This window comes from Ignatzschineria sp. PL_is040, assembly GCF_055813795.1.
This window is the reverse complement of sequence record NZ_JBVPGU010000001.1, coordinates 643,220-667,026: the sequence shown is the minus strand read 5'-3', so window position 1 is coordinate 667,026 and position 23,807 is coordinate 643,220. Positions and strand designations below refer to the sequence as shown.

Genomic DNA, 23,807 nt, shown 5'->3' with positions numbered 1-23,807 from the left:
TTTTTATTATATTTTTTAAAGGAGATGTTAAATGGGAGCATTTAAACGCATTAAAGAAGCGCTCTATAATCTCTTTCTCCGTCCTAGTGTGAGAATTGGATTAGGGATTTTGGTAACGGGTGGTTTTATCGCAGGTATCCTCTTTTGGAATGCTTTAGATACAGGGCTTAAATATAGTAATTCCGAAGCATTCTGTATCAGCTGTCATACCATGAGAGATAATGTCTATGCGGAGTTGCAAAATACGATCCACTATAAAAATAGAACAGGGGTTCGTGCTTACTGCTCTGATTGTCATGTTCCTCACAATTTTACCGATAAGATCGCACGTAAAATGCAGGCAAGTCGGGAAGTGTGGGCGCAGATTAGAGGGGATATCGATACCAGAAAGAAGTTTCAGGATAGACGTTTACTCCTCGCGCAAAGAGAGTGGGATCGGATGAATGCTAATGGTTCTAAAGAGTGCCGCTCATGTCATGATTATCAACATATGGATTTTGACAGAATGAATATTATGGCACAGATGGAGATGCAAAGTGCTGCAGAGCGGGATATTAGCTGTATCGAATGTCATAAAGGGATTGCGCACCAATTACCAAAAGTGGAAAGGGTTCGTGACTCTGGCTTAGATGATCTTCTCGCTACTGCGAATAAGACAAAGACAGATAAAAATCAAAAATATTATAACGTCTTACCGCAACCGATCTATCTTGATGCCGATCTTCAAAAACCAATCGGTACGATCGAAACTGCAACCGCCGTTAAAGTACTCGATAAGAAGGATGATGCCGAGTTAATAGAGTTTGAACTATGGCGCAAGAATAAAGGGTATGGTCGCGTCTGGTATGAAGATTTTGGTCTTAATATTATGAGTGTCATTCTCGATAGAGAGATTGCCCAAAATAGTGATTATGTGGAAGTTTTAGAGACAAAAGAAGATCCCTTAACAGGGCTTGAATGGCAAAAGGTGAAGAGTACGGCATGGATTAATAATGGGGGGTTAGTTGAAAGTGCAAAACCGCTCTGGGAGTTTGCCGATTCTCGTTATAACGCAAGTTGTAGTATCTGCCATCAACAGCCTTTAGTTGATCAATTCGATACCAATACTTGGCCTGGGATTTTCAATGGAATGGTTGGTTTTACTAACCTCGATAATGATAGCGCATCGCTTATTTTGAAATATATTCAGCTTCATGCCAGCGATAGTGCGCAAGCAGAGTAAATCGATCAACTGATCCATCGATTAGCAGGTCAGCAGGTCATGTAATCGATAGATCTACCTATTTTAAGGAGTCAAAAATGAAAAAACATTCACGTCGAGACTTTCTAAAAGCACTTACGGCAATTTCTGCCGGGACATTGGTCGCGCCCATTGCTTTGGCAAATAGCCGTGATATTGTTACGCAGAGTTCTACAACTATTGAGGGCGCCGAGCGCTCGATTTTAGATCAATGGAAGTTTTCAGGTTCCCATTGGGGAGCATTTCGGGCAAGAGTTATCGGGGATCGCGTGACAGAAGTTGTTCCCTTTGAGTTTGATAAGTTCCCATCCGATCTGATCTACAATATTCCCGGCATTATCTATAATTCTTCTCGAGTTCGTTATCCGATGGTGCGCCTCGATTGGTTTAGAAATGGTCACTATAGTGATCGGCGCCAACGTGGCGATAACCGATTTGTACGGGTAAGCTGGGATCAGGCATTAGATCTTATGTATAACGAGATGGAGCGTATTCAGCGGACCTATGGGCCTAGTGGTTTACTGCGTGGTCATGTAGGTTGGCGTTCTGTCGGGCAGGTTCATAGTTGTGGAAATCATATGCATCGCGGGATTAAGATGCACGGTAATAGTGTCGGCACAATGCAGGATTATTCCACCGGTGCCGGACAGACGATTATGCCCTATGTGATGGGAACCACAGAGGTCTATATTCAAGGAACATCATGGGAGTATATCGTCGATAATACAGAACTGTTAATCATGTGGGCGATGGACCCTATTAAGAACTTACAGATTGGTTGGAATACGGAGACTCACGAATCTTACATCTATCTTGAGCAGATTAAAGAGAAGATCGCAAAAGGGGAGATGCAGGTTATTTCGATCGATCCTGTGGTAACAAAGACACAAAAATATCTTAAATCTGAGCAACAATATCTCAATCCCTTAACTGATGTGGCGTTTCAGTTAGCAATTGCCCATACGCTCTGGAAAGAGGAGCTTTACGATCAGGCGTTTCTTGATACTTATACGGTCGGATTTGAGCTCTTTCTCCCTTATTTAAAGGGGGAGACAGAAGATATGGTGGAGAAAACACCAGAGTGGGCCGCCCCGATTTGTGGTGTGCCGGCAGATCGTATTCGTGAACTTGCGCGTCTAATGGCCTCAAAACGAACACAAATTATGATGGGATGGGGGATTCAGCGTAATCAACATGGTGAGCAGCCTTTCTGGATGGGAGCTATTATCGCGGCGATGTTGGGACAGATTGGGCTTCCCGGAGGAGGAATTAGCTACTCGCATAACTATAGTGGTGCCGGCGTAACAACAACAGGAGCTTCGATGCCAGGCGCATTTCCGCTTAATCTCGATTTTGGTCGTAAGCCTAAATATGACAACGATGATTATAAAGGGGCGGTCTCTGTGATTCCCTTGACCCGTGCGATAGATGCAATTGATGGACGAGAGATCGATTTCAATGGCCAGAGGATTAAGTTGCCGGCTTATAAGATGGCAGTTTTTTCCGGCTCTAACCATTGGGCGCGCCATCAGGACAAAAATCGTATGAAGCGTAAATATCTGGAGTTAGAGACCATCGTTTCGATCGATTATAACTGGACGGCAACCTGTCGCTTTGCCGATATCGTTCTCCCAGCCTGTACGCCTTATGAACGTAATGATTTAGATATCTACGGCACTTATTGTAATCGTGGGATTATCGCAATGCATAAGTTGGTCGATCCTCTTTATCAATCTCGCTCTGATTTTGATATCTGGCGCGATTTTGCAAAACGACTCGGTAGGGAAGAGGAGTATAGTCAAGGTTTAGATGAGATGGAGTGGGTAGAGAAGCTCTATAACGAGTGCTATCAAGAGAATCTCCAAAAAGGTTTCTATATGCCCTCATTTAAAGAGTTTTGGGAGCGCGGTTACGTTCTTTTCCCCGATGGTAAGTCTTTTGTACAACATGCCGCTTTCAGGGAAGATCCAGAGGTTAATGCGCTTGGTACTCCTTCTGGCTTTATCGAAATTTATAGCCGTAAGATCGCCTCTTATGGTTATGATGATTGTAAAGGGCATCCTATCTGGATGGAGAAGTCAGAACGATCACACGGTGGACCGAAATCAGATAGATATCCCTTCTGGTTACAGTCGATTCATCCTGATCAGCGCCTTCATTCACAGATGTGTGAAGTGGAGAGTGCTCGGGAGGATTATACTGTTCAAGGGCGTGAGCCGATCTATATCAATCCCGCTGATGCAGAACGTAAAGGGATTAAAGAGGGGGATCTTGTCCGTGTCTTTAATGATCGCGGCGAGCTTCTTGCTGGTGCGCGTCTATCGAATGATTATCCAGAAGGTATTGTACGAATCCATGAGGGTGGATGGTATGGTCCGGTTAATGAAAAGATCGGCGCTCTCGATACTTACGGTGATGCCAATGTCTTAACGCAGGATATTGGAAGCTCTAAATTAGCACAAGCAGTGAGTGCTAATACCTGTGTGGTCGATTTTGAGAAGTTTGAAGGAACGCCACCTCGTATTACCGCTTTTGGTGGACCTACGGTAGTGGACCCCAATGGTAATATTGTAGAGACCTTATCGTAATGCGTTTTATCTAATATTTTTTATCGGGGCAATGCTATTTGCATTGCCTCTCTATTTTGATAGATATGACAAATATTAATAAGCATTGCTGTAAAAGAGAGGAATTGAGATGAGAGTAGATCAATTGAATAGAGAGAAGAATAGAGAGAAGAGCGTGTGTAAAGAGGAGAATCTTCAGGAATTATGGCCGACATTAATGGCAAAACGAGCAGAGATTTATCATTGGTTCGCTGCTATCTTTGCCCTTGAATTAACAAAAGAGCAGATTATCGCCTATCAACAGGGGGCGATTTCCCCATTGCTCTCTTTTTTAAACGAGAGTGGTTTTACTCGTGAGAGTAAAGCAGTGCAAAGTGCGATTGAACAGTGGGATGCATTGGGGGATATCGAGACAATTCAATTGGAGCTTGCTGCAGATTTCGCATCGCTCTTTCTGCTCGATGGCCAACATGCCGCTCTTCCATATGCCTCTTACTATCTAGAGGAGGATGGGGATCTTTTTGGCGATCTTGAAGGGGCAATGAAGCAGCTATTGGCCGATAATCAATTGATGGTGGATAAAGCTTTTAATGAGCCGGCAGATCATTTAGCCATTATTTTAATGGTATTAGCAAGATGGAGTGAGACCGATCGGAGTGAGCGAAATAGTAAGACGCTCCTAAACGATCAAAATGCTCTTGTAGAGAGAATCACAGCGCAGATGCAATATATCGATGATGCACTTTTAAGTTGGCTCCCCCAATTTATCGCAAGAGGGGGAAATATAGTGGTCAAAAGTACCTTTTATTCCGCTGTTATGAAGTTACTGTTTGCCTATCTCGAAGCAGATCGACAATTTTTGGAAGAGATGGGAGAGGGAGAGTAGAAATTGATTACCAAGGAGCAGTGAGCGCTACGTGAATATCTGTTGATAACAGAAAAGGGAAATCATGTAGCAACTCCGTTTTGGTGGCAGGCGCATTTGTATTGAAATAAATTCCTCTACATTTATCCCCTAATTTTTTATATATTCATATTTGCACATATCTCATTTTTCCCACTTGGGATCATAAGATTCTAGTGAAGGGCGCAATCTTCTGATATTCGCCTTCTTCTTAATAAGTGCGCGTCGCTTTTCAGAGAGTTTCTTGTAATACTCAAAGTAGGTGAGCATTTGGTCTTTTTCTCTCTTTTCTTTGGCATTATTCTCTAGTGTCATGTTGTTATCTCCTTTTACCACGCATAATGGATAAAACTCAAAAGCATCATAAGAAGGGAGAGGCAAGAGAGTCTTAAAAGATAAGAAAAGTATAGGCGTATAATCTAAAATTGTCGGGGTAAGTATATTTTAATCAATCTGTTTCTATTTCTTTATGGTCATTGATCGTTGAGTCAGTTATTTTCAGAGAGTTTTCAGATAACTTCTTAGATGAGTGAAAGAAGATCCTCCTTTCTTGGCAATAGTCATTCTCTCTTATCCCAATTATTGATATCCTTATACCCATTATAGATATTTATAGTTATTTATAGTTATTATCGTTATTGACCAATAGTAGGGATTTTCATGATTAAGAAAGCAATTTTACCTGTTGCGGGTTTAGGGACCCGTTTTCTGCCGGCGAGTAAGGCGATTCCGAAAGAGATGGTGACGGTGGTCGATCGTCCCGTGATCGATTATGTGGTGCAAGAGGCAGTCAAAGCAGGGATTAAAGAGATTATCCTAGTAACGCATAGCTCAAAAGGGAGTATTGAGAACTATTTCGATAAGAACTTTGAGTTAGAGACAATCCTTAAAGAGAAGCAGAAGTTCGATATCTTAGCGGAGATCGAATCGATTCTTCCCAAAGAGGTGAGCGTTGTGAGCGTGCGTCAGGGCGAGCCACTTGGCTTGGGGCATGCGGTATTGTGCGCGAAATCATTGATCGGCAATGAACCTTTTGCCGTCCTTCTCCCTGATGTATTGGTCTATAACGAAGGGGAAGAGAATGATCTTGCGCGCATGATTGAGTATTACAACCAGCATCAGGCAGCGCAGATTATGGTGGAAGAGGTGCCGGCATCTTTGGTGGATCAATATGGGATTGTCGATGTGGCATCAACCCCGGCAGAAGGGGAATCGATTGTGATGCAGGGGATTGTGGAAAAGCCGGCAGTGGGGAGCGCGCCGTCGAATCTCTCGGTGATTGGTCGTTATATCTTGCCTCCGGAGATTATGTCGCTGCTTGAGAAGACGCCGAAAGGTGCCGGCAATGAGATTCAACTTACCGATGCGATCGCACTATTACAGAAAGAGGCACCGATTGAAGCGTATCGCATGAAGGGGCAGACCTTCGATTGTGGTAGCAAAATTGGGTATTTAGAAGCGGTTCTCCATTATGGTGCGATTCATCCGACATTGGGTGAGCCTTTCAGAGCTTTAATTGAAAGATCCGCGCGTGAGATAAAGTTATGAAGATCGCTATTATTGGATCAACCCTCCAAGCTGGGGTCTTAACGGCGCTACTCTCTAAATATGGGAATGAGGTCTATGTCTTAACGGGGATTGATCAGGGAGAGAATGAGTGGCAACAATCCTTCTTTCCCCATCTTCAAGACCCGCAATTATTAGCAGAATTGGAGCGCCTAGAGGAGAAGCAGAGCTTCAAACAGCTCGATTCTATGGCAGAGTTGATGGATCTTTCAACGGAGATCGATTGTTACTTTCTCAGTTTTAATGCGTTAGAGAAGAGCAGAGCGGCCGATTTTTTAGAAGCGATGGCAAGTAGAATTGCCGAGAATCATATCGAGCAGAAGCAGCATAATATCCCGCTTTTGATCAATGGTTCGACGTTTGGACTCTATGGTACGGAGGCATTGCGCCAAGCATTTCCAGAAGCGGATTGGGCCTATCTTCCTGATATCGTACAAGAGGGAAATGCGGTCAAGAGCTTTGTCGATCTTGCGCAGCTGATTGTGGGGATAGAATCGGAGCAGACATTGATTCGACTTAAAGAGCTCTTTCGTCCCTTCTTCCCACTTCCTTCCCAATGGTTAGTGATGCCGATTCTCGATGCGGAACTTACGAAGTTGAGTATCTCCGGGATGCTCGCAACGCGCATCAGTTATATGAATGATCTTGCCAATGTTGCAGAGACGATTGGGGTTGATATCCTCAATGTTAAACAGGGTTTAGCGGCAGATCGCCGAATTGGTGGCGCCTATCTTTCGCCGGGAGCGGGCTTTGGGGGAGAGAACTTCTCAAGCGATATCTTGATGCTCTCTGAAGAGGTGGGGCGCCGTGGGGTTAAAAGCCGCTTGATGGATCAAGTTTGGGAAGTGAATGAGGATCAGAAAGAGGTACTCTTCCGCCATCTCTGGCGTTATTACGAGAGCGATCTTGCCGGTAAAAAAGTGGCGATTTGGGGCGCCTCCTTTAAAGAGGAGACGGCGAGTATCTATAATTCGCCTATTCATAAGATGATTCGCGCACTGGTTGCGCAAGGTGTCACGATCTCGCTCTATGATCCTGCTGCGATGCCGGCAGTGAAGAATGCCTATCCTTTTGAGCCGATCGATTATTGTGAGGATAAGTATCAGACGCTCGAAGATGCCGATGCTCTGATTATCTTAACGGCATGGAAGGAGTTCTTTAGCCCCGATTACAGATTGATCAAGGAGAAGATGGCGCATCCCTTTATTCTCGATGGGCGCAATATCTTTGATCCACACTATATGCAAAATTTAGGCTTTATCTATAAGGGAATCGGCCGTTAGTGCCGGGAGATGATCGATGCAGAAAGAATCATTAACGATATTAGAGACATTACCACCATTATCGGTAGATCCCCACTTTATGGCGCTAGAAGCGATGGCAGAATCGATGCAGAAGAAGCCGCTAGCACGCCTATTTGCGGAGGAGCCTGATCGCTTTAGCAAGTTTCACTTTCAGTTAGAGGGGCTTTTGATCGATTTTAGTAAGCAACGGATCGATCAAGCGGTTTTGGAGAAACTTGCTGATCTGACAAAATCACGCAAACTTACAGAGAGTATTGCGCTTCTCTTTTCGGAGAGTAAGATCAATCAGAGTGAGAGTCGAGCGGCAATGCATTGGGCGCTTCGTACTCCTAAAAAGGGGCTTCAGGCGTTAGGGATCGATCCACAAATTAGCAGTGCGATTCACCATGAGCTTGAGAAGATGTATGCATTGGTGGAGCAGATTCATCAAGGACAATATCGAGGGGCGACAGGGGAAGTGGTGACCGATGTGGTCAATATCGGGGTCGGAGGTTCTGATCTTGGGCCATTGATGGCCTCTTATGCTTTAGCTGATTTTACCGTTAGAACAGAAAAAGAACTCAATATCCACTTTGTCTCTACGATGGATGGGAGCCAACTCTCTGAATTGCTGCACCAATTGCGCCCGGAGACGACGCTCTTTATTATCTCATCGAAATCATTTGGCACGATCGATACCCTTAAGAATGCGGCAACAGTGCGCAGCTGGATGGAGAAGGCATTAGGCGATGAGCCACAACTGCTGAAAAATCACTTTATTGGCGTTTCCAGTAATAGTGAGGCGATGAGCCAATGGGGGATTGCCAAAGAGCGGCAACTCTATCTCTGGGAGTGGGTCGGCGGGCGTTACTCGCTCTGGTCGGCGATCGGTCTTCCCATTGCGCTCACTATTGGCGTCGAGGGCTTTAAATCCTTCCTCGAAGGGGGATATACCATGGATTGCCATTTTAGAGAGGCGCCTCTTACTGAAAATCTCCCTATCTTGATGGCGATGATTGAGATCTGGAATAGTAATTGCCTCGATATTCAGACCCATGCCGTTCTCCCTTATGATGGTCGCCTTAAATATTTTGCCAGTTATTTGCAGCAGCTTGAGATGGAGTCGAACGGTAAGAATATCACCCGCGGAGAAGAGCGCGTTGACTATACCACTTGCCCCATTATTTGGGGTGAGGTAGGGCCAAATGCGCAACATGCTTTCTATCAATTACTCCATCAAGGGACAGAGGCGGTGAGTGCTGACTTTATCGCCCCTAAACGGCGCTATACCGATGATCAATTTACCTATAGTGAGAATGCGACAGAGCTGATCGAGCAACATGATTTGGCATTAGCCAATTGTCTTGCGCAATCGCGCCTTCTCGCCTTTGGAAATGCGGCACTAGTGGAAGTGCATGAGGAGAACATTGAAGCGATGGAGAGAATCCCTGCCTATAAAGGGTATGAGGGAAATCAACCGAGCTCAATGATCCTTATCGAGAGCTTAACACCGAAGACATTAGGGATGCTGATCGCGCTCTATGAACATAAAGTTTTTGTGCAATCGGTCATTTGGAATATCAATCCTTTCGATCAATGGGGTGTTGAGAAAGGGAAAGAGATCGCCAGTCAATTAATCCCCTTATTAAAGGGGGATCGACCTACAGGTAGTGTGGTAGACTCATCCACAGCAGGGTTGATTCAATATCTACAAGGAGCAGACACGAAATGAAGATCTTAGTTACCGGCGGAGCGGGCTATATCGGCTCTCATACCGTTATTGAATTATTAGAAGCAGGCTTTGAGGTAGTGGTATTTGATAATCTCTCCAATAGCTCTGTTGAATCTTTAAAGCGGGTAGAAGAGATTACGGGGAGATCCCTTATCTTTATCGAAGGGGATATTCGTGATGGTGCAGCGCTCGATGAGCTCTTTACAGAGCATGAGATCAAAGCGGTGATCCACTTTGCCGGCCTTAAAGCGGTCGGAGAGAGTCAGGAGATTCCACTGGTCTACTTTGATAATAATATCGCAGGTTCCATCTCCTTGATCAAAGCGATGGAGAAAGCAGAATGCTTCACGCTGATCTTTAGCTCTTCCGCAACGGTCTATGATGAGGCCAATATCTCGCCATTAACAGAGGAGATGCCCACCGGAATGCCTTCTAACAACTATGGTTATACAAAACTGATTGTTGAGCAGCTCTTACAAAAAGCGGCGATCGCCGATGCGCGTTGGTCGATCGCGCTATTGCGCTACTTCAATCCTGTTGGGGCGCATCAGAGCGGTAAAATTGGGGAAGACCCACAAGGAACGCCCAACAATCTGATGCCATTTATGACACAAGTGGCAGTCGGGATGCGTGATAAGCTCTATATCTTCGGCAATGATTATCCCACAACAGATGGCACCGGGATTCGCGATTATATCCATGTGGTGGATCTGGCAAAAGCGCATCTATCGGCCCTTAAAAATCGTCTTGAAGCGCACGGCTGCCGTGCATGGAATATTGGTACCGGCAATGGCACCTCCGTTCTAGAGATGAAAGAGACCTTCGAGAGCGTCAATGGTGTTGAGATTCCGTATCAGATCACAGAGCGCCGAAGCGGTGATGTTGCGATCTCTTATGCTGATAATGGGCGTGCCGTCAAAGAGCTCAACTGGAAGCCACAATATGGCCTTAAAGAGATGCTTGAAGATAGCTGGCGCTGGCAGAAAGAGAATCCGAGAGGGTATCGGGAGTAGGTAATCAAGGTATTAAGCGCCTTAGAAAACCATGCTATTCGGCATCTTGCAAGTGTTGTTTAAAATCATTTTTCTTAAACCAAATTGACTATAAATATGATAAGTACTCAACAGCAGATACAACAACAATATAAGTCTGATATTCAGGAGATGAAGTCTTGGCTATCTATTTTAACTTCACCCGAAAAATATCGTAAAGGAGTACAATACTATAAAGAGGGTAGAATACTCACTTTTGAAATGAAACAACCATCGAATATAGTCACTGCCGATGTTGCCGGAGGTAATGAGTGTTATTATCAAGTTAGAATTGATTTAGGGCGCTTAACAGGGCGGTGTGGCTGTCCTAGTGATGAGCCTCAACAAAAGTGTAAACATGTCATTGCTACGGTCTATGCTTTAGCGGACAATGATTATCAACCGAATGAGAAATTGTTACAGACTTCTAGAAGCACTATAGAGCAAGATGTGCTATTTGAGAATATTCAGTTAAATAATACGAAGGGGGATAATAGATCTGCATCATCTAAAAGTCACATATTGAAACGACAATTAGCAGAGCTAGTAAGGTCAAAAGAATCCACTAAGTTGAAGTATCCCAAGTATTTGAAAAAGTTCCTCGAAGAAGCAACAGATGCAGACAAGTTAGCACTCTTAATGCATTTATTAGAAACTGAAAAAGTGACACATAGTGCAACTAAATTGTGGTTAGAATCGCAAGCATTGGATATGAAATCAGTGATTGCATTTGTGAATAAACAGAAAAAGGGATTCGCCCACGATTTTTATGGAGAGAAAAGCGGACGGCTGATCTTGGAGATTGACTCTTTTTTTGCGAATGTTATTCATCATATAGAGATGAATGTGAATAGTACTGTAGAAAAGTGTAAATTATGGTTACAGATATTACAGCTGATCTATGATGAGTTGATTTATGAAGGATATAATTTTGTAGAAATTGAAGATCTTTATGAGGTCTTTGCACTTTCTATTGTTACAGCGTTAGAAACAGATCCTCTTGAGATTAAGCCTATCGTTGAAATGGCACTCAATCGAGATGTTAATCAAGCAATTTGGCGGGCTTTAGTGAGTTGGGGGCAAGAACAAGCGCGTAGGTTAGTTCTAGAGCGGATAGAGTTCAGTAATACTCGAACAATAGAAGGAGTGGAGAGTAATGCATATTTTCAGTTATCCACTTTAGCGCTTATTGTTATGAGGCCAGATCTCACGACAGATGATCCATTTTTTTATTCGGTGATTGCAGAATGCGACTTAATATCAGAGAAGAAGCGAACGGATTATTATAAGCTCTATTACAATCGTACAGGGCAAATGGAGAAGTATTTACAATATTGCGATTCTCTTTCGGGTGATCGTATAGATCGGTATGAGTTTTTTTATCTGCTAGAGAGTAATCAGTGGGAGAAAGTACAATTAATATTAGATCGAGTTTTGTCAGATAGAGATTATGCGATTAATAGTCGATCGGTATTGACACTTAAAGAGGCGGCATCTTTACAACGAGATTTGATTGAAGATTATCATCCTGTCAAAACTGCAAAAGATAGAGAACTTAAAAAGCAATCATTACTCACACTTTATGAGTTTGTAGCGCAACACCAAAATATGAATGAAGCTGATAAAGCTACGTTTTTTTGGGAATCAGGAGAATATTTACGACTATTAGATTATTTTAAGTGGTTTAGAACGCAAAGTTTATTGCAGAATAACTACACTTTTAAAAGTGGACAACACAAAAAGTCCCTACTTTTTTATCTTCGTGCCTTATCAGCAGTACGTCAAACTCCAGATATTCAATTATTATTTAAAACTCTATTAATGATAGAACAAGATTATTTAAGAGAGTGCCGTAGTAATAATTATGAGTTTACACTCGAAGTGGTGGCAACTTGTCACAAGGTAGGATTGATTCAAGAGATACAAGACTTTGTTCACTATTGTACAGAGCATTACGCACGACGTAAAAAACTCATTGAGGAGTTACAAAAGTTTATTCAATAGATTTTTCATAGAGTTGCTATGTAGAACATACTTATACGAATAGAGTTCTCTAATATTACAATAAGTTCCCCATAACAAAATCCCTCGACTTTGATCTAAAGTGAGGGATTTTTTATGATCTCTGTGATTGACCTATATAATTAACCTATGCAATTGACCTGGGCAATTGAGCTATTCAATCTTTTGCAGCAACTTTTCTAGAGACTTTGCAGAGGTTGTCAATTACTGCTCAATCAATGTCGTTAACTCTGCAACATACTCCGGCATAGGGCGTGGGTTTTTTGACGTGTCTGATTCGATATTGAGACGAAGGAGCGGCTCGGTATTGGAGGCGCGTACATTAAAGCGCCACTCGCCAAAATTTAGGCTGATGCCATCGGTGGTATCGATCTCAGGATTGAGGGGCTCATAATGCGCTAAAATTCGTGCGATAGTCTCTTTTGAATCCTTCACCTTAAAGTTAATTTCACCACTACAAGGGAATTGGGTAATCATCTCTCCGACAAGTGTTGAGAGTGGCTTTTTCGTCTCAGAGAGAAGCATGACGACTAAGAGCCACGGGATCATGCCGCTATCACAATAGGCGAAATCTTTAAAGTAGTGATGCGCGCTCATCTCGCCTCCATAGATCGCATTCTCCTCCCGCATCGCCTCTTTAATAAAGGCATGCCCCGATTTTGATTGAATCGTCTCACCATTGAGTGATTCTACAACGGCTAAGGTATTCCAGATTAAGCGTGGATCATGGACTATTTTTGCGCCAGGTTTTTGTGTTAAGAAGGCTTGTGCCAGGAGGCCAACGATATAGTATCCTTCAATAAATCCTCCCTTTTCATCAAAGAGAAAGCAACGATCAAAATCGCCATCCCAAGCAATGCCCATATCAGCTTGATGCGCTAATACTGCACTTCGGGTACTTTCACGATTTTCAATTAAGAGTGGGTTAGGAATTCCATTGGGAAAGGTGCCATCAGCTTCATGATGAATTTTAATAAATTCGATCGGGATATTTAGATCTTTAAAACGTGCTTCTAAAGCATCAATCACATGTCCTGCAGCGCCATTGCCGGCATTAACCACCAGTTTTAGCGGGCGAATTTTCGCAGGATCGATATAGGTTAAGAGATGCTCGATATACTCCGGCACGATATTGTAAGAGGTGACACATCCTTTTTTTGCCGGCTCATTAAATTGATCGGCAATGATTCTGTCATGAATCTCTTTTAGGCCACTCTCCATGCCGATGGGGCGTGCATTTTCACGGACGAGCTTCATGCCGTTATAATCGATCGGATTGTGACTTGCTGTCACTTCAATTCCCCCTTCAACATCGAGATGAAAGGCGGCAAAATAGACCTCTTCAGTACCCGTCATGCCGAGATCATATACATCTACGCCGGCATCGGTCAGGCCATCGATTACCGCTTTTTTGAGCGATTCACTAGTAAGGCGAATATCCGCTCCTACCGCCACTTTTTGAGGTTGGTAGATATCGCCATAGGCACGACCAATCTTGTAGGCAAGGGCTTCATCGAGCTCTTCACCAAGTTTTCCTCGAATGTCGTAAGCTTTAAAGCAGGGAAGTTGTATCATAAATTATCCTTATTTTTATCCTTATATTGATCTTTATTTTCTCTTAATGTGTCATGATTCTTTTTTTCTCTCTAATCTTTCCCACCATTATAATCGTTCACCATTTTTTTGTTGATCACTTTGACTTGTCGAATGAAAAGGATTGGGAAGTTTCACATTAAGAGTTAGAGAATGCTTTTTGGGAAGATCATTAACTGTAATAGTTGAGTAAGACGCCTCAATACTGTTACGATAAGTAGCAATCGCTATTGGAATCGTTATTGGAAATTTAAGGGATGGAAAATCAGAGAAAGATGGGAATAATCAATGAATAGTAAAACACTCTTTTTAGCAGGATATGCGCGTTTACCTCAAGGGATGGCGGCAAAAAATCTCTTTGAATCGATGACAATCACAGTAGAAATTGAGCCGAAATATGGGGTTATTTTAGCTGCCGATTGCACCTTAATTACCGAGCTTGGGCGTAACTTTATTGGTCAGCTATTGCGAGGTTATAGCTTAAATGAGGGCATTGAGACCATTGTTGAAGCGATCCATGATGCTTATCGAGGTAAGGCGACAAGCGCTCTGATTGCGGCACTAAAAGATCTTGAGCATCAATATCAGCAGTTAAAGCGGCGTTAAGCCGTTAAGTGGGGCGGTGAAGAGAGGGTAAGAGATAGCTAAGCGGTAGAAAGAGAAAAAATTTATAAAAAGGGGTAGCATTATTTTTTGTTGCATGCTACATTCAAGATCAAGGTTCAACAGATAGCAGTGCTCATTAATGAGATACCCTTATCGGATCGATTCATTAATAGAACCACTCCTTTAACTTGAACTTACCCAATATATTTTGCCGTTAATTGTCAACTGCAGAGCCGTTTTGGATCACTTATCCTGCGAAGCCACTTAGAGATTTAGAAGTGAGTGCATCGTCGCATAGCTGACCAACAAGAATGGATAAACCAGTAGACAGGTTGATTGAAGATTTTATGAAATTTTCAGTCGGTCTGTTTGCTGGTTTTTTTGTGGCTAAAATTTAACGGCAAGCATGAAAAGTATCTAATGCATTTAACATACTTAATGTATTTAAAACATTTAAAGAAAAGAGAAATAGGGAGAAGAGAATGTCCAAGTTTATTCAGAAAAACGATCAGCTCGAAGTCAGTTTTAATCCACAATCGAAACGTCTACTCAATGTTAATCTCTCAAAGAGCGTTGTTGAGAATTTTCTAAAGCGTATTCGCGAAGAAGAGATCGGAGTTCAGCGCCTTGAGTATACTCCTTATGAGCGTCAAGTGATTGCAAGTTACCTAGATGAAGAGGTAGGTAATGACTTTGGCAATATGTTACGTGAGATCGTGAATGACCGTGAAACAGGTGGTTTTACCATCGGTCTTGAAGGGGTAACGGAAGATACCGATGAGTATGTCATCTTCTCAACAGCGATTGCCCATCTTGTGGGAATTTCTAATTTCGACTCGATGACGGGTAAATATTATGCCCGCTTTACAGTAAAAGATACCGATAATAGTGACTCCTATCTGCGTCAAGCTTACCGCCTCTTTACACTCCATACCGATGGAACTTTTGTTAATGAACCGACAGATTGGCTCTTGATGATGAAGATGGTTGAGGAGAATGCCGTAGGCGGCGAGAGTCGATTACTCCATCTCGATGATTGGAGCGAGCTCGATAAATTCCATAAAAGTTCATTAGGTGAGCATAAGTTCCAATATATTGCGCCGCCGAGTAAAAATGTACAGGAAATTGTTTTCCGTAAGCTCTTCTTCTTAAAAAATAATCGCCCTTGTATCTGCTTTATCGATCAGTTCGCTTATCCTGAGACAATTGAAGAGGCGAAATTCTTAAAAGCACTTTCACAATCACTTGAAGCGGATAAGAGTGTGATTGAGCTTGAGTTACCGGTAGGTAATCTTGTAGTACTTAATAATGAGTTTTGGATGCATGGGCGCGCAGCATTTGAAAAGAACCCTAACCTCAATCGTGAGCTACTTCGTCAGAGAGGGCGTTTCTACGAGTAGATCAATAGCAGAAAATCAAGGAAGGATAACCGCTTAATCGGTGAGCGGTAATGGGGGGATAGTCGAGTTATTAGTGAAAGAGAAAAGAAAGAAGTTTTATTGAGGCCCAATCTGTTTTAAGTTAGTTTTTAACTTAATGGGATTACAATAAATAGCTCCTGTCGTAATAGCTCGCTATCAAAAGAAGAGGCTCTAAAGTCAGATAATATGACTTTAGAGCCTTTTTATATTCCTCTTTTTTCCTGATCTTTATTTGATGAATATCATATCTGTTGCAAATTGTTACTTTTTAAAAAAGAGCCTAATTAAGTAGAAATACAGGTTTTCTAGAGAAAGAGAGTACTTTAACCCCTTGGTAATATTGAGAAAGTCAAAAAGAGATTTTTTTGAATCAGATAAAGCGATATAAGTCAATCGCTCTAATGGATAGCTTTCTCTCCAATTGAGTGCGCAGTAGACTGAGAAGCTAATAAGTCAGCGAGTTTCGGGCAATTGAAGCTTACGATAAAGCGGAGTGTTTAGCAGTTCTATCTCAGGTTGTTTATCTCAAATAGATCCATCAAATAGCTTTATCAAATCGCTCTAGAAAACGAATAAGAGAGATAGCAAGTAGAAAAAAGAGTAGAGCACGCAATCGGAAGTATCGTTGATTAAAGGGATTGAGTATTTAAATAAAAGTGCATTAAACGCATTAAAAGTAGAAGGGCTGCAAGTATGAAGAGGCTGATAAGTAGTCTAGTGATCATCGGCGTAGTGGGGTTTTTAGGCGCCTACGCTGGGTCCACATTTTTAACCCATTCCCGAAAGGTGGAGATGCCGGCAGATAGCGCTAAGATCGCTTATGATGAGGCATTGATTAATCGGGGAGAGTATGTGGCAAGGCTCTCTGACTGTGCGGCATGTCATACGGTTCCGGGTGAACCTGAGTATGCTGGCGGATTGGCAATGTAGACCCCTTTTGGTGCGATCTACTCCACCAATATTACCCCCGATCTTGAGACCGGTATCGGTGGCTATAGCTTAGAGGAATTTACTAATGCGGTAAAACATGGTGTTCGTCAAGATAATGCACCACTCTATCCGGCGATGCCCTATACCTCATATGCGATTATGCCAGATGAGGATATGGAGGCGATGTACGCTTACTTTATGATGGGCGTTGAGCCAGTAATGAAGCCCAATGCGCCGACGACATTCCCTTGGTTTATGAGTATGCGCTGGCCGGTGGCTTATTGGCAGCTCTTCTTCTCACCATCACGTGAGTTTCAGCCTGATCCGGCATTGAGTGAGCTTGAGAATCATGGTGCATATCTTGTTGAAGGACCTGGGCATTGTGGTGCGTGTCATACCCCGCGTGGTATCGCTTATCAAGAGGTGACGCTCTCTAATGACTCCGATCTTTTCCTTTCAGGCGCTGTGATTGATGGTTGGCGCGCAAAGAGTCTTCGTGGAGAAGCACAAGGGCTGAAGATGTGGAGCCAAGAAGAGCTCGTGGAGTTCTTAAAAACAGGGCGTACAGATCGTATTATCGCTTTTGGCGCGATGGCTGATGTGATTGAGCATAGTTCTCAATATTGGAGTGATCAAGATCTTGCGGCAACAGCAGCTTACTTAAAGAGCTTATCGCCGGCACCGAATAAGATTTTAACGCTTCCTGAAAAAGAGGATACTACGACAGACCTGCTTCTATCGGGTCAATATAGTGATCCTGGTGCGATCCTCTATGTTGAACATTGCTATACCTGCCATAGAGCAGATGGTGATGGTGTCCCTCGAATCTTCCCGGCATTAAACTTAAATAGCGCAGTGATTGCTAATAATGCTCAATCTGTGATTCAGGTGACGCTAGAAGGGGGCAAGATGGCGGCCACTCCGGCAGATCGGATGGCATTTACGATGCCAGCCTTTAATCACTTAAGCGATGAAGAGTCAGAAAGAGAGCGATCGTCAAGGTTGGAAAAAATCGATTTTAGCCCTTATTTTAGGGGGATCAATTGCCGGGATCGGGGCAGTCGCGATTGCCGCGAATTTAACAGAAGCAGATCCGGAACGTTTTCCAATGACCGATCAAAATGGAGAAGATTTAGGTTGGTATACGGTTCCTTCCGATCTTGAGATCTTAAAAGAGCCTAATGCCAAAGAGATTCTCTACGGAAAAGTATTACTCAATGAGACAAAGCGACTGCTTCCCGATAATGTCGGCGCAACGATGAATTGTAATAGTTGCCATATCGCCGAGGGGAAAGCGCAATATGGCGCACCTTACTTAACAACAGCGCATCAATATCCTAAAGTGATGCCACGTGCCGGCAAAATGGTCTCTTTAGAGGGGCGAATTAATGGATGTTTTCAACGTTCGATAAATGGAAAACCGCTCGATCCTAAATCAAAAGAGATGAAAGCGATGATCGCTTATATGTCCTGGTTAAGTGCAAGTCAACCTGCCGATGCGAAAGTGGCGATTGTTAATTCAGGGCCTGTCGATGAGAGTTTAGTGCCCGATCCTGTGCGTGGGCAGGCGATCTATGAAGCGCAATGTGCAAGTTGTCATGGGGATCAGGGCGAAGGCTTAAAAGATAAGCGTGGTAATGTGATCTTCCCACCACTTTGGGGACCTGAATCTTTCAATATTGGGGCAGGGATGGCGAGAACCTATAAGGCGGCACAATTTGTCAAATATAATATGCCGATGGCCGTCAATTTTGAAGGTGCATGGGGACAGGGTGGCGTCTTAACAGATCAAGAGGCAGTGGATGTTTCTGAGTACTTTACCCATCTTCCACGTCCTAATTTTGAAGGAAAAGTGAATGTTTGGCCCAATGGTAAAAAGCCGAAAGATGCGCGTTATTAGGAGTAGGAGATGCATCTCTCTGAATTTGTCTTAGGTCAATATTGATTCGCTTAATTGACTATTTAAGCCGAATGATGAGTTTAATCCCTTGAAATAGTGGTACTCATCTCCATATTGTATAGGCATCCCTTAAAGAGGCCCCGACAATTACTTTGTCCCAAGGGGCCTTTTTCTTGCCTATTTTTTGTGGATTCTAGTATGGATTCTATGATCTCTCATGATTTTCTATGCACTTTTATAGAGCTTAGGATAAGGCTTAGGGCAGAATGAAAAAAGAGCGAGATGATTTTAATTTCATCTCGCTCTTTCTGTTATGACGCTCTTTTGTTATGACCTTTTAATGCTTTGGTGACGCTTTTATCAATGCTTTTATCAATAATTAGAAGCGATCAGCAGGTCAAAAGAGATTAGTTAGGGTGAATCGGAGAGCGACCTAAAATAAGGGTCTCTGCTAAGTCGATCTCATAGAGTAGCTTAGCATAGAGCTCTGGAGTGAGCCGCTTTTTCGAGTTGAGTTCATAGAGTTTGCGTCGCTCTGCACGGACGGCGGCAAGACGAATATGAACCTCAATGGCATCACTCTCCTTCGTTTTTTGAATCATATGATTGACCTGCTCAATTTCACTAATCACATGATTACTGATCTGACGAATAAAGAGTTGTCGCTCATCCTCCTCTTCAGAAGATTTCTCGGCATTGAGTGATTCAGCTGTCTTTTCAACGGCTTCAATCGCCGCTGTTGCGATCTCAGAGCGAACTTCATGCTCCTCTTTAATATTCTCTATCGCGATCGGTTCCGCTTCCTGTTTCTTTCTTAAGAGGAAGGGAAGCACAATGGCGGCCGTCACAAGAGACATAATAATAATCCCCGCCGCTAAGAAGATCACCTGATAGCGTGCCGGGAAGGGGATATCAGGATTCGTTGAGATAAAGAGCGGAATAGAGAGGGCTGCCGCGAGCGTGACCGTTCCACGAACTCCAGAAAAGGTTAAAATGAGAAGCTCTTTAAAACTCATTTTGGCAAAGACCATCGGCTTTTTGAAAGGCGTAATCGGGCTGGTATAGCGCAGTAGTAGCAACCAGAGAAAGCGTAAGAGCATCAATGCAAAGTAGATGAGGACGATATCCCCGATCAATGTCGTAAAAGTGGTAGAAGGATCGACTAAGGCATCAAGATAGGTCTCTTGGAAGATACTTGGTATCTGTAATCCTAACATTAGGAAGACGGCACCATTGAGGAGGTACTCCAATAATCCCCAGATACTATTAGCACGCAGACGCATCTGGACCGGTGTTGTCTGGAAGAATTTAGAGAAGCTGACGGTCATCCCCGCGGTGACGGCTGATAAAATTCCCGAAAGATCGAGTAGTTCGGCAATGGCATAGGCTCCAAAAGGGAGGAGCATTAACATAATCATCTGCGATCCGACCTCATCACCTTGTAATTTCCCGATATAGAAAATGAGCTTAATATAGACCCATGAGAAGGCGATCCCGATAATAACGCCACCCACTGCCATCTTGAGGAATGTCAGACTTAATAGGGCATAATCCTCTGTTGTTGTGAGTGCCGCGACTCCAAGGGCAACAGCGATCGCAAATTTTAAGGAGACCAGTGCCGAAGCATCATTCATCAACGCCTCCCCTTCAAGGACTTGCATCAATTTATGGGAGAGACGCCCTTTACCAACAATGCTTGAGAGCGCGACCGCATCGGTCGGGGAGAGAACAGCCGCAAGCGCAAATGCAACCGGAAGAGGCATCTCCGGCATAAAGTAGTAGATCAAGTATCCTAAACCACCGACGGTGACAAAGACCAAGACAAGGGCTAGGCTTGCAATCTCCCGTCCTGAATTCAGAAAGTCTTTGAGCGGCATTTTCCGGCCATCTTCAAAGAGAAGTGGCGGAATAAAGAGGAGCATAAAGAGCTCAGGATCAAAGGTGACATGAAAGCCATCATGAGGCCATGAGACAATCGCCCCCATTAAGATCTGAATAAAGGGGAGTGGGAACTTAAAAGGGATCAACTTATGAACTGTGCTCGCAAGCGCAATAAGTAGAATGATGACAAAGATAGTAATAAATATACTCATACGATTGAACGCTCTCCTATTTTAGAAGGGAAATCTAGAAGGGAAATCTTGATGGATAAAAGGGCATTCTTTTATTGCGATTCATCTCGTAATTGAGGGTATTGTTGCCAAAGATCTGTGAAGCTTCCTAAGTTTACCGCTTGATGGTAGCCATGATGGAGTAATGCTTGGGTTGCAAATTCGGAACGAATGCCGGCTGCGCAATAGAGACCGATAGGCGCATCTTTAGAGTCGATATAGTTTTCAATCTCCTCTAATATATTTTGATACTCAATAAGAATCGCCCCTTTTAGGTGTCCGGCACTGAACTCTTCAGGAGTTCTTACATCGATGATTAGCATGGTGATAGGTTCACTTTATTCAATGAAAAGAAGCGATTATTCTACCATTGTGTGTAAGATGCATAAATAGAGAAATAGTTAAGCGACAAATAAATTATCATCAGAAGGGTTTACTTTTTTGTGGTTAAGGCGTAATTGTAATTCTCAAATCATTTAAAGTATACCTACTTTGTATGTTATTGGGGTTGCGATTTTATGACAGAGAACGGTAAAGCGTTTATAATTTTAGCAATGGGGATCACATTTTTTTATTAAAAAGTGTTAAATTAGAAAAACAGCGGAGAGAGTGCGATTTTATCTCTCTCTAACAGATACCGAAATGAGACAAGGGGAATGCTATGGATGAAATAAAAAAAGAGACGAAAATCGATCATCAATTATCGAAAGAGGAGAAAGCCTCTTTAAAGAGTCGGTTAACTTCTATGCAATATTTTGTCACTCAAGAGAATGGCACAGAGCCCCCCTTTCAAAATGAGTATGATCAACATTTTGAGGAGGGGATCTATGTCGATATCGTCTCTGGCGAACCGCTATTTGCATCTTGTGATAAATTTGATGCAGGTTGTGGGTGGCCGGCATTCTCTCGTCCTATTGAGGCAGAAGAGATTACAGAGCATGATGATCTCTCATATGGCTATCACCGAACAGAGGTACGGAGCCGTAACGCAGATTCCCATTTAGGACATCTTTTTAATGATGGTCCAAAAGAGCTTGGGGGAATGCGTTATTGCATCAACTCTGCAGCCCTTCGTTTTATTCCAAAAGCGGAGATGGAAAAAGAGGGATATGGGCGTTATCTTTCACTGTTAGATAAAAAGTCATAAACCATAAAGCGGAAATCGGAAATCGGAAATCGGAAATCTGGAATCGGAGATTGAAGATTAAAGGTCGAGGCATAATAAAGAGATAGTAAGAAACAGATTAATAAGGGTAATAGAACGTTTAATAAGAGCGGCTAAAAAGAATTAGATATAAAGAATCAGATAATAAGAAGATTGAGTGAGAAAGATAACCATTACTGCCTAGATCAACTGAGGTTATGCCGTTATCTATATCGCTCCATTGAAGTTTGACTATAGTCACAGAAGTAAGGATAAAAGGGGAGTATAGGAGTGCTGTACCTAAAAAGAGAGGGGAATAGTGCTCTTTTATGTTGTCTAAAAGTAAAGATATAATTTTTAAATATATTATTAGTAGGTATAATGATCATTGTAATCGATTTGGGATGCAGATATCGGTGCAATGATTCGATTTTGTTAACGTTAGTAAGTTTTTAGGGGGAAAGATGAATATTCAAGAGATGCGTGAAGGCGCAACGGAAGCGACTGCTTTTTTAAAAAAATTTGGGAATGAAGACCGATTACTGCTGTTATGTCACTTAAGTAAGGGGGAGTTTTCTGTCTCTGCTCTCGAAGAGCTGACCGGCATTCAACAACCAACACTTTCACAGCAATTGGGTGTCTTGCGAGAAGATAATTTGGTCAATACCCGACGTGATGGGAAGTGGATCTACTACTCTGTTGATGATCCAAAAGTGATTACACTCTTACATTGTATTTATGGTCTATTCTGTTCTAAAGAATTTAAGGAGTAATCAATATTATGACATTCTTTTCGCTTCCGGCGCTCCTTGGGGGATTGCTCATTGGGTGTGCCGCTGTTCTCTTCCTTATTGGGTTAGGGCGGATTATGGGGGTGAGTGGTATTGTAAGTAATCTTTTAACGCGTCAAGGTATTACAGCTTGGCGCGTTCTTTTTGTGGTTGGCTTACTTATCTCTCCTGGAATTTATTATCTAATTGCGGGGTCACTTCCAACGGTTTCTGTCACCGCTTCAATACCTCTTCTGATCGCCGCTGGCCTTTTGGTCGGGGTAGGATCTGCGATGGGATCAGGTTGTACAAGTGGCCATAGTATCTGTGGTATCTCGCGATTTGCTCCGGGCTCCCTTATTATTACGGTGCTCTTTATGGTGGCAGGTGGCGTCACCGTTTTTGTCCTAAAACATCTGATGATGGGAGGTTAAGATGAAGTTGATTATTTCGTTTGCCTCAGGATTGCTTTTTGGTTTAGGGCTTCTCTACTCAGGTATGGCTGATCCTGCAGTTGTTCAAGGTTTTTTAGATCCTTTTGGGGATTGGAATCCTGCGCTTTTATGGGTTATGGTTGGCGCGTTATTGATCTCTTTTCTCGGCGTCTTTATTGCTCGAAGACGAGACAAAACATTAACGGGCGATCCGCTCAATTTTCCTAAAAATAGCAAGATTAATAAAGATCTTATCTTAGGGGGATTGATCTTTGGTATCGGTTGGGGATTAGTTGGGATCTGTCCGGCACCAGCATTAGTACTCCTTGGGCGAGGAATGTGGGAAGGAATCATCTTTGTGATCGCAATGCTTGTTGGAATGCGTCTGGTCACATTCTTTAAAAATCGTTAAGTCAATTAGGGGTTGAGTCTTCGATAGAGGATGCTATAAATCTACTATTACAAGTAGATATTTAAAAGATTTAATAGATATAAGTAATTTATATAATTAAATATTTTAAAGTCCCTACTATTCTATCTTCATGAGCCTGGT

Annotated in this window: 21 protein-coding genes; 17 read left to right on the top strand and 4 right to left on the bottom strand. The window is 42.8% G+C overall.

Annotated elements, in window-relative coordinates; all coding sequences use genetic code 11:
• The first annotated feature begins 31 nt into the window (after positions 1–31).
• The 3 genes from torC (at position 32) to torD (ending at position 4,693) form a co-directional block, all read left to right on the top strand.
• On the top strand, positions 32–1,222 hold the full coding sequence (gene torC, locus AC0SAP_RS02765; RefSeq protein WP_473382811.1) for a pentaheme c-type cytochrome TorC: 1,191 nt from the start codon (positions 32–34) through the stop codon (positions 1,220–1,222).
• A 77-nt stretch (positions 1,223–1,299) separates the two neighbouring features.
• Positions 1,300–3,828 (top strand): trimethylamine-N-oxide reductase TorA, encoded by a 2,529-nt coding sequence (torA, locus tag AC0SAP_RS02760; protein WP_473382810.1) that lies wholly within the window; start codon positions 1,300–1,302, stop codon positions 3,826–3,828.
• A 109-nt stretch (positions 3,829–3,937) separates the two neighbouring features.
• Positions 3,938–4,693, top strand: coding sequence for a molecular chaperone TorD (gene torD, locus AC0SAP_RS02755; RefSeq protein WP_473382808.1), 756 nt, complete (start codon positions 3,938–3,940; stop codon positions 4,691–4,693).
• A gap of 162 nt (positions 4,694–4,855) precedes the next feature.
• Here torD and AC0SAP_RS02750 read toward each other — a convergent pair whose 3' ends face one another.
• Positions 4,856–5,026: a hypothetical protein gene (locus AC0SAP_RS02750; protein ID WP_157953455.1), complete on the bottom strand. Its 171-nt coding sequence runs from the start codon at positions 5,024–5,026 to the stop codon at positions 4,856–4,858.
• A gap of 345 nt (positions 5,027–5,371) precedes the next feature.
• Here AC0SAP_RS02750 and galU point away from each other — a divergent pair, with 345 nt between their 5' ends.
• From galU to AC0SAP_RS02725, 5 genes are all read left to right on the top strand, one after another.
• The gene (gene galU / locus AC0SAP_RS02745) at positions 5,372–6,259 is read left to right on the top strand and encodes a UTP--glucose-1-phosphate uridylyltransferase GalU (RefSeq protein WP_473382807.1); all 888 of its coding nucleotides are present in this window, start codon (positions 5,372–5,374) and stop codon (positions 6,257–6,259) included.
• On the top strand, positions 6,256–7,560 hold the full coding sequence (locus tag AC0SAP_RS02740; protein ID WP_473382806.1) for a nucleotide sugar dehydrogenase: 1,305 nt from the start codon (positions 6,256–6,258) through the stop codon (positions 7,558–7,560). Before galU ends, AC0SAP_RS02740 begins: the two co-directional genes overlap by 4 nt.
• A 79-nt stretch (positions 7,561–7,639) precedes the next feature.
• Entirely contained in the window at positions 7,640–9,292 is a 1,653-nt protein-coding gene (gene pgi, locus AC0SAP_RS02735) for a glucose-6-phosphate isomerase (RefSeq protein ID WP_473382997.1), read from the top strand.
• Positions 9,289–10,305 (top strand): UDP-glucose 4-epimerase GalE, encoded by a 1,017-nt coding sequence (gene galE / locus AC0SAP_RS02730; RefSeq protein ID WP_473382804.1) that lies wholly within the window; start codon positions 9,289–9,291, stop codon positions 10,303–10,305. The genes pgi and galE overlap by 4 nt, the downstream gene beginning before the upstream one ends.
• 150 nt (positions 10,306–10,455) lie before the next feature.
• Positions 10,456–12,327: an SWIM zinc finger family protein gene (locus AC0SAP_RS02725; protein ID WP_473382803.1), complete on the top strand. Its 1,872-nt coding sequence runs from the start codon at positions 10,456–10,458 to the stop codon at positions 12,325–12,327.
• A gap of 222 nt (positions 12,328–12,549) precedes the next feature.
• Here AC0SAP_RS02725 and AC0SAP_RS02720 read toward each other — a convergent pair whose 3' ends face one another.
• Positions 12,550–13,920 carry a phosphohexomutase domain-containing protein gene (locus AC0SAP_RS02720; protein WP_473382802.1) on the bottom strand — a complete coding sequence of 457 codons (1,371 nt, stop codon included), beginning with the start codon at positions 13,918–13,920 and terminating at the stop codon, positions 12,550–12,552.
• Between the two features lie 306 nt (positions 13,921–14,226).
• Between AC0SAP_RS02720 and AC0SAP_RS02715 the strand changes: the two genes are divergently transcribed.
• The 5 genes from AC0SAP_RS02715 (at position 14,227) to AC0SAP_RS02695 (ending at position 18,795) form a co-directional block, all read left to right on the top strand.
• On the top strand, positions 14,227–14,544 hold the full coding sequence (locus tag AC0SAP_RS02715) for a DUF3870 domain-containing protein (protein ID WP_473382800.1): 318 nt from the start codon (positions 14,227–14,229) through the stop codon (positions 14,542–14,544).
• Positions 14,545–15,026: 482 nt separating this feature from the next.
• Positions 15,027–15,944 carry a glutarate dioxygenase GlaH gene (gene glaH, locus AC0SAP_RS02710; protein WP_286483354.1) on the top strand — a complete coding sequence of 306 codons (918 nt, stop codon included), beginning with the start codon at positions 15,027–15,029 and terminating at the stop codon, positions 15,942–15,944.
• Positions 15,945–16,658: 714 nt separating this feature from the next.
• Positions 16,659–16,895, top strand: coding sequence for a hypothetical protein (locus tag AC0SAP_RS02705; RefSeq protein ID WP_473382798.1), 237 nt, complete (start codon positions 16,659–16,661; stop codon positions 16,893–16,895).
• 135 nt (positions 16,896–17,030) lie between these two features.
• Positions 17,031–18,059 (top strand): c-type cytochrome, encoded by a 1,029-nt coding sequence (locus tag AC0SAP_RS02700; protein ID WP_473382797.1) that lies wholly within the window; start codon positions 17,031–17,033, stop codon positions 18,057–18,059.
• Positions 17,947–18,795: a c-type cytochrome gene (locus AC0SAP_RS02695; RefSeq protein WP_473382996.1), complete on the top strand. Its 849-nt coding sequence runs from the start codon at positions 17,947–17,949 to the stop codon at positions 18,793–18,795. The genes AC0SAP_RS02700 and AC0SAP_RS02695 overlap by 113 nt, the downstream gene beginning before the upstream one ends.
• A 407-nt stretch (positions 18,796–19,202) precedes the next feature.
• On the opposite strand, the gene AC0SAP_RS02690 is transcribed toward AC0SAP_RS02695, so the two are convergent.
• Both AC0SAP_RS02690 and AC0SAP_RS02685 read right to left on the bottom strand, forming a co-directional pair.
• Complete coding sequence (locus AC0SAP_RS02690) at positions 19,203–20,888, bottom strand: Na+/H+ antiporter (RefSeq protein WP_473382795.1); 1,686 nt, start codon at positions 20,886–20,888, stop codon at positions 19,203–19,205.
• 71 nt (positions 20,889–20,959) lie between these two features.
• Complete coding sequence (locus tag AC0SAP_RS02685) at positions 20,960–21,229, bottom strand: rhodanese-like domain-containing protein (protein WP_094567083.1); 270 nt, start codon at positions 21,227–21,229, stop codon at positions 20,960–20,962.
• 338 nt (positions 21,230–21,567) lie between these two features.
• Here AC0SAP_RS02685 and msrB point away from each other — a divergent pair, with 338 nt between their 5' ends.
• The 4 genes from msrB (at position 21,568) to AC0SAP_RS02665 (ending at position 23,666) form a co-directional block, all read left to right on the top strand.
• Positions 21,568–22,053, top strand: a complete 486-nt coding sequence (gene msrB / locus AC0SAP_RS02680; RefSeq protein WP_473382794.1) for a peptide-methionine (R)-S-oxide reductase MsrB — start codon at positions 21,568–21,570, stop codon at positions 22,051–22,053.
• A 461-nt stretch (positions 22,054–22,514) separates the two neighbouring features.
• The gene (locus AC0SAP_RS02675) at positions 22,515–22,823 is read left to right on the top strand and encodes an ArsR/SmtB family transcription factor (protein WP_094567085.1); all 309 of its coding nucleotides are present in this window, start codon (positions 22,515–22,517) and stop codon (positions 22,821–22,823) included.
• 8 nt (positions 22,824–22,831) lie between these two features.
• Positions 22,832–23,254, top strand: coding sequence for a YeeE/YedE family protein (locus AC0SAP_RS02670; protein ID WP_473382792.1), 423 nt, complete (start codon positions 22,832–22,834; stop codon positions 23,252–23,254).
• A gap of 1 nt (position 23,255) precedes the next feature.
• Positions 23,256–23,666, top strand: a complete 411-nt coding sequence (locus AC0SAP_RS02665; protein WP_109217742.1) for a YeeE/YedE family protein — start codon at positions 23,256–23,258, stop codon at positions 23,664–23,666.
• Positions 23,667–23,807: the final 141 nt, after the last annotated feature.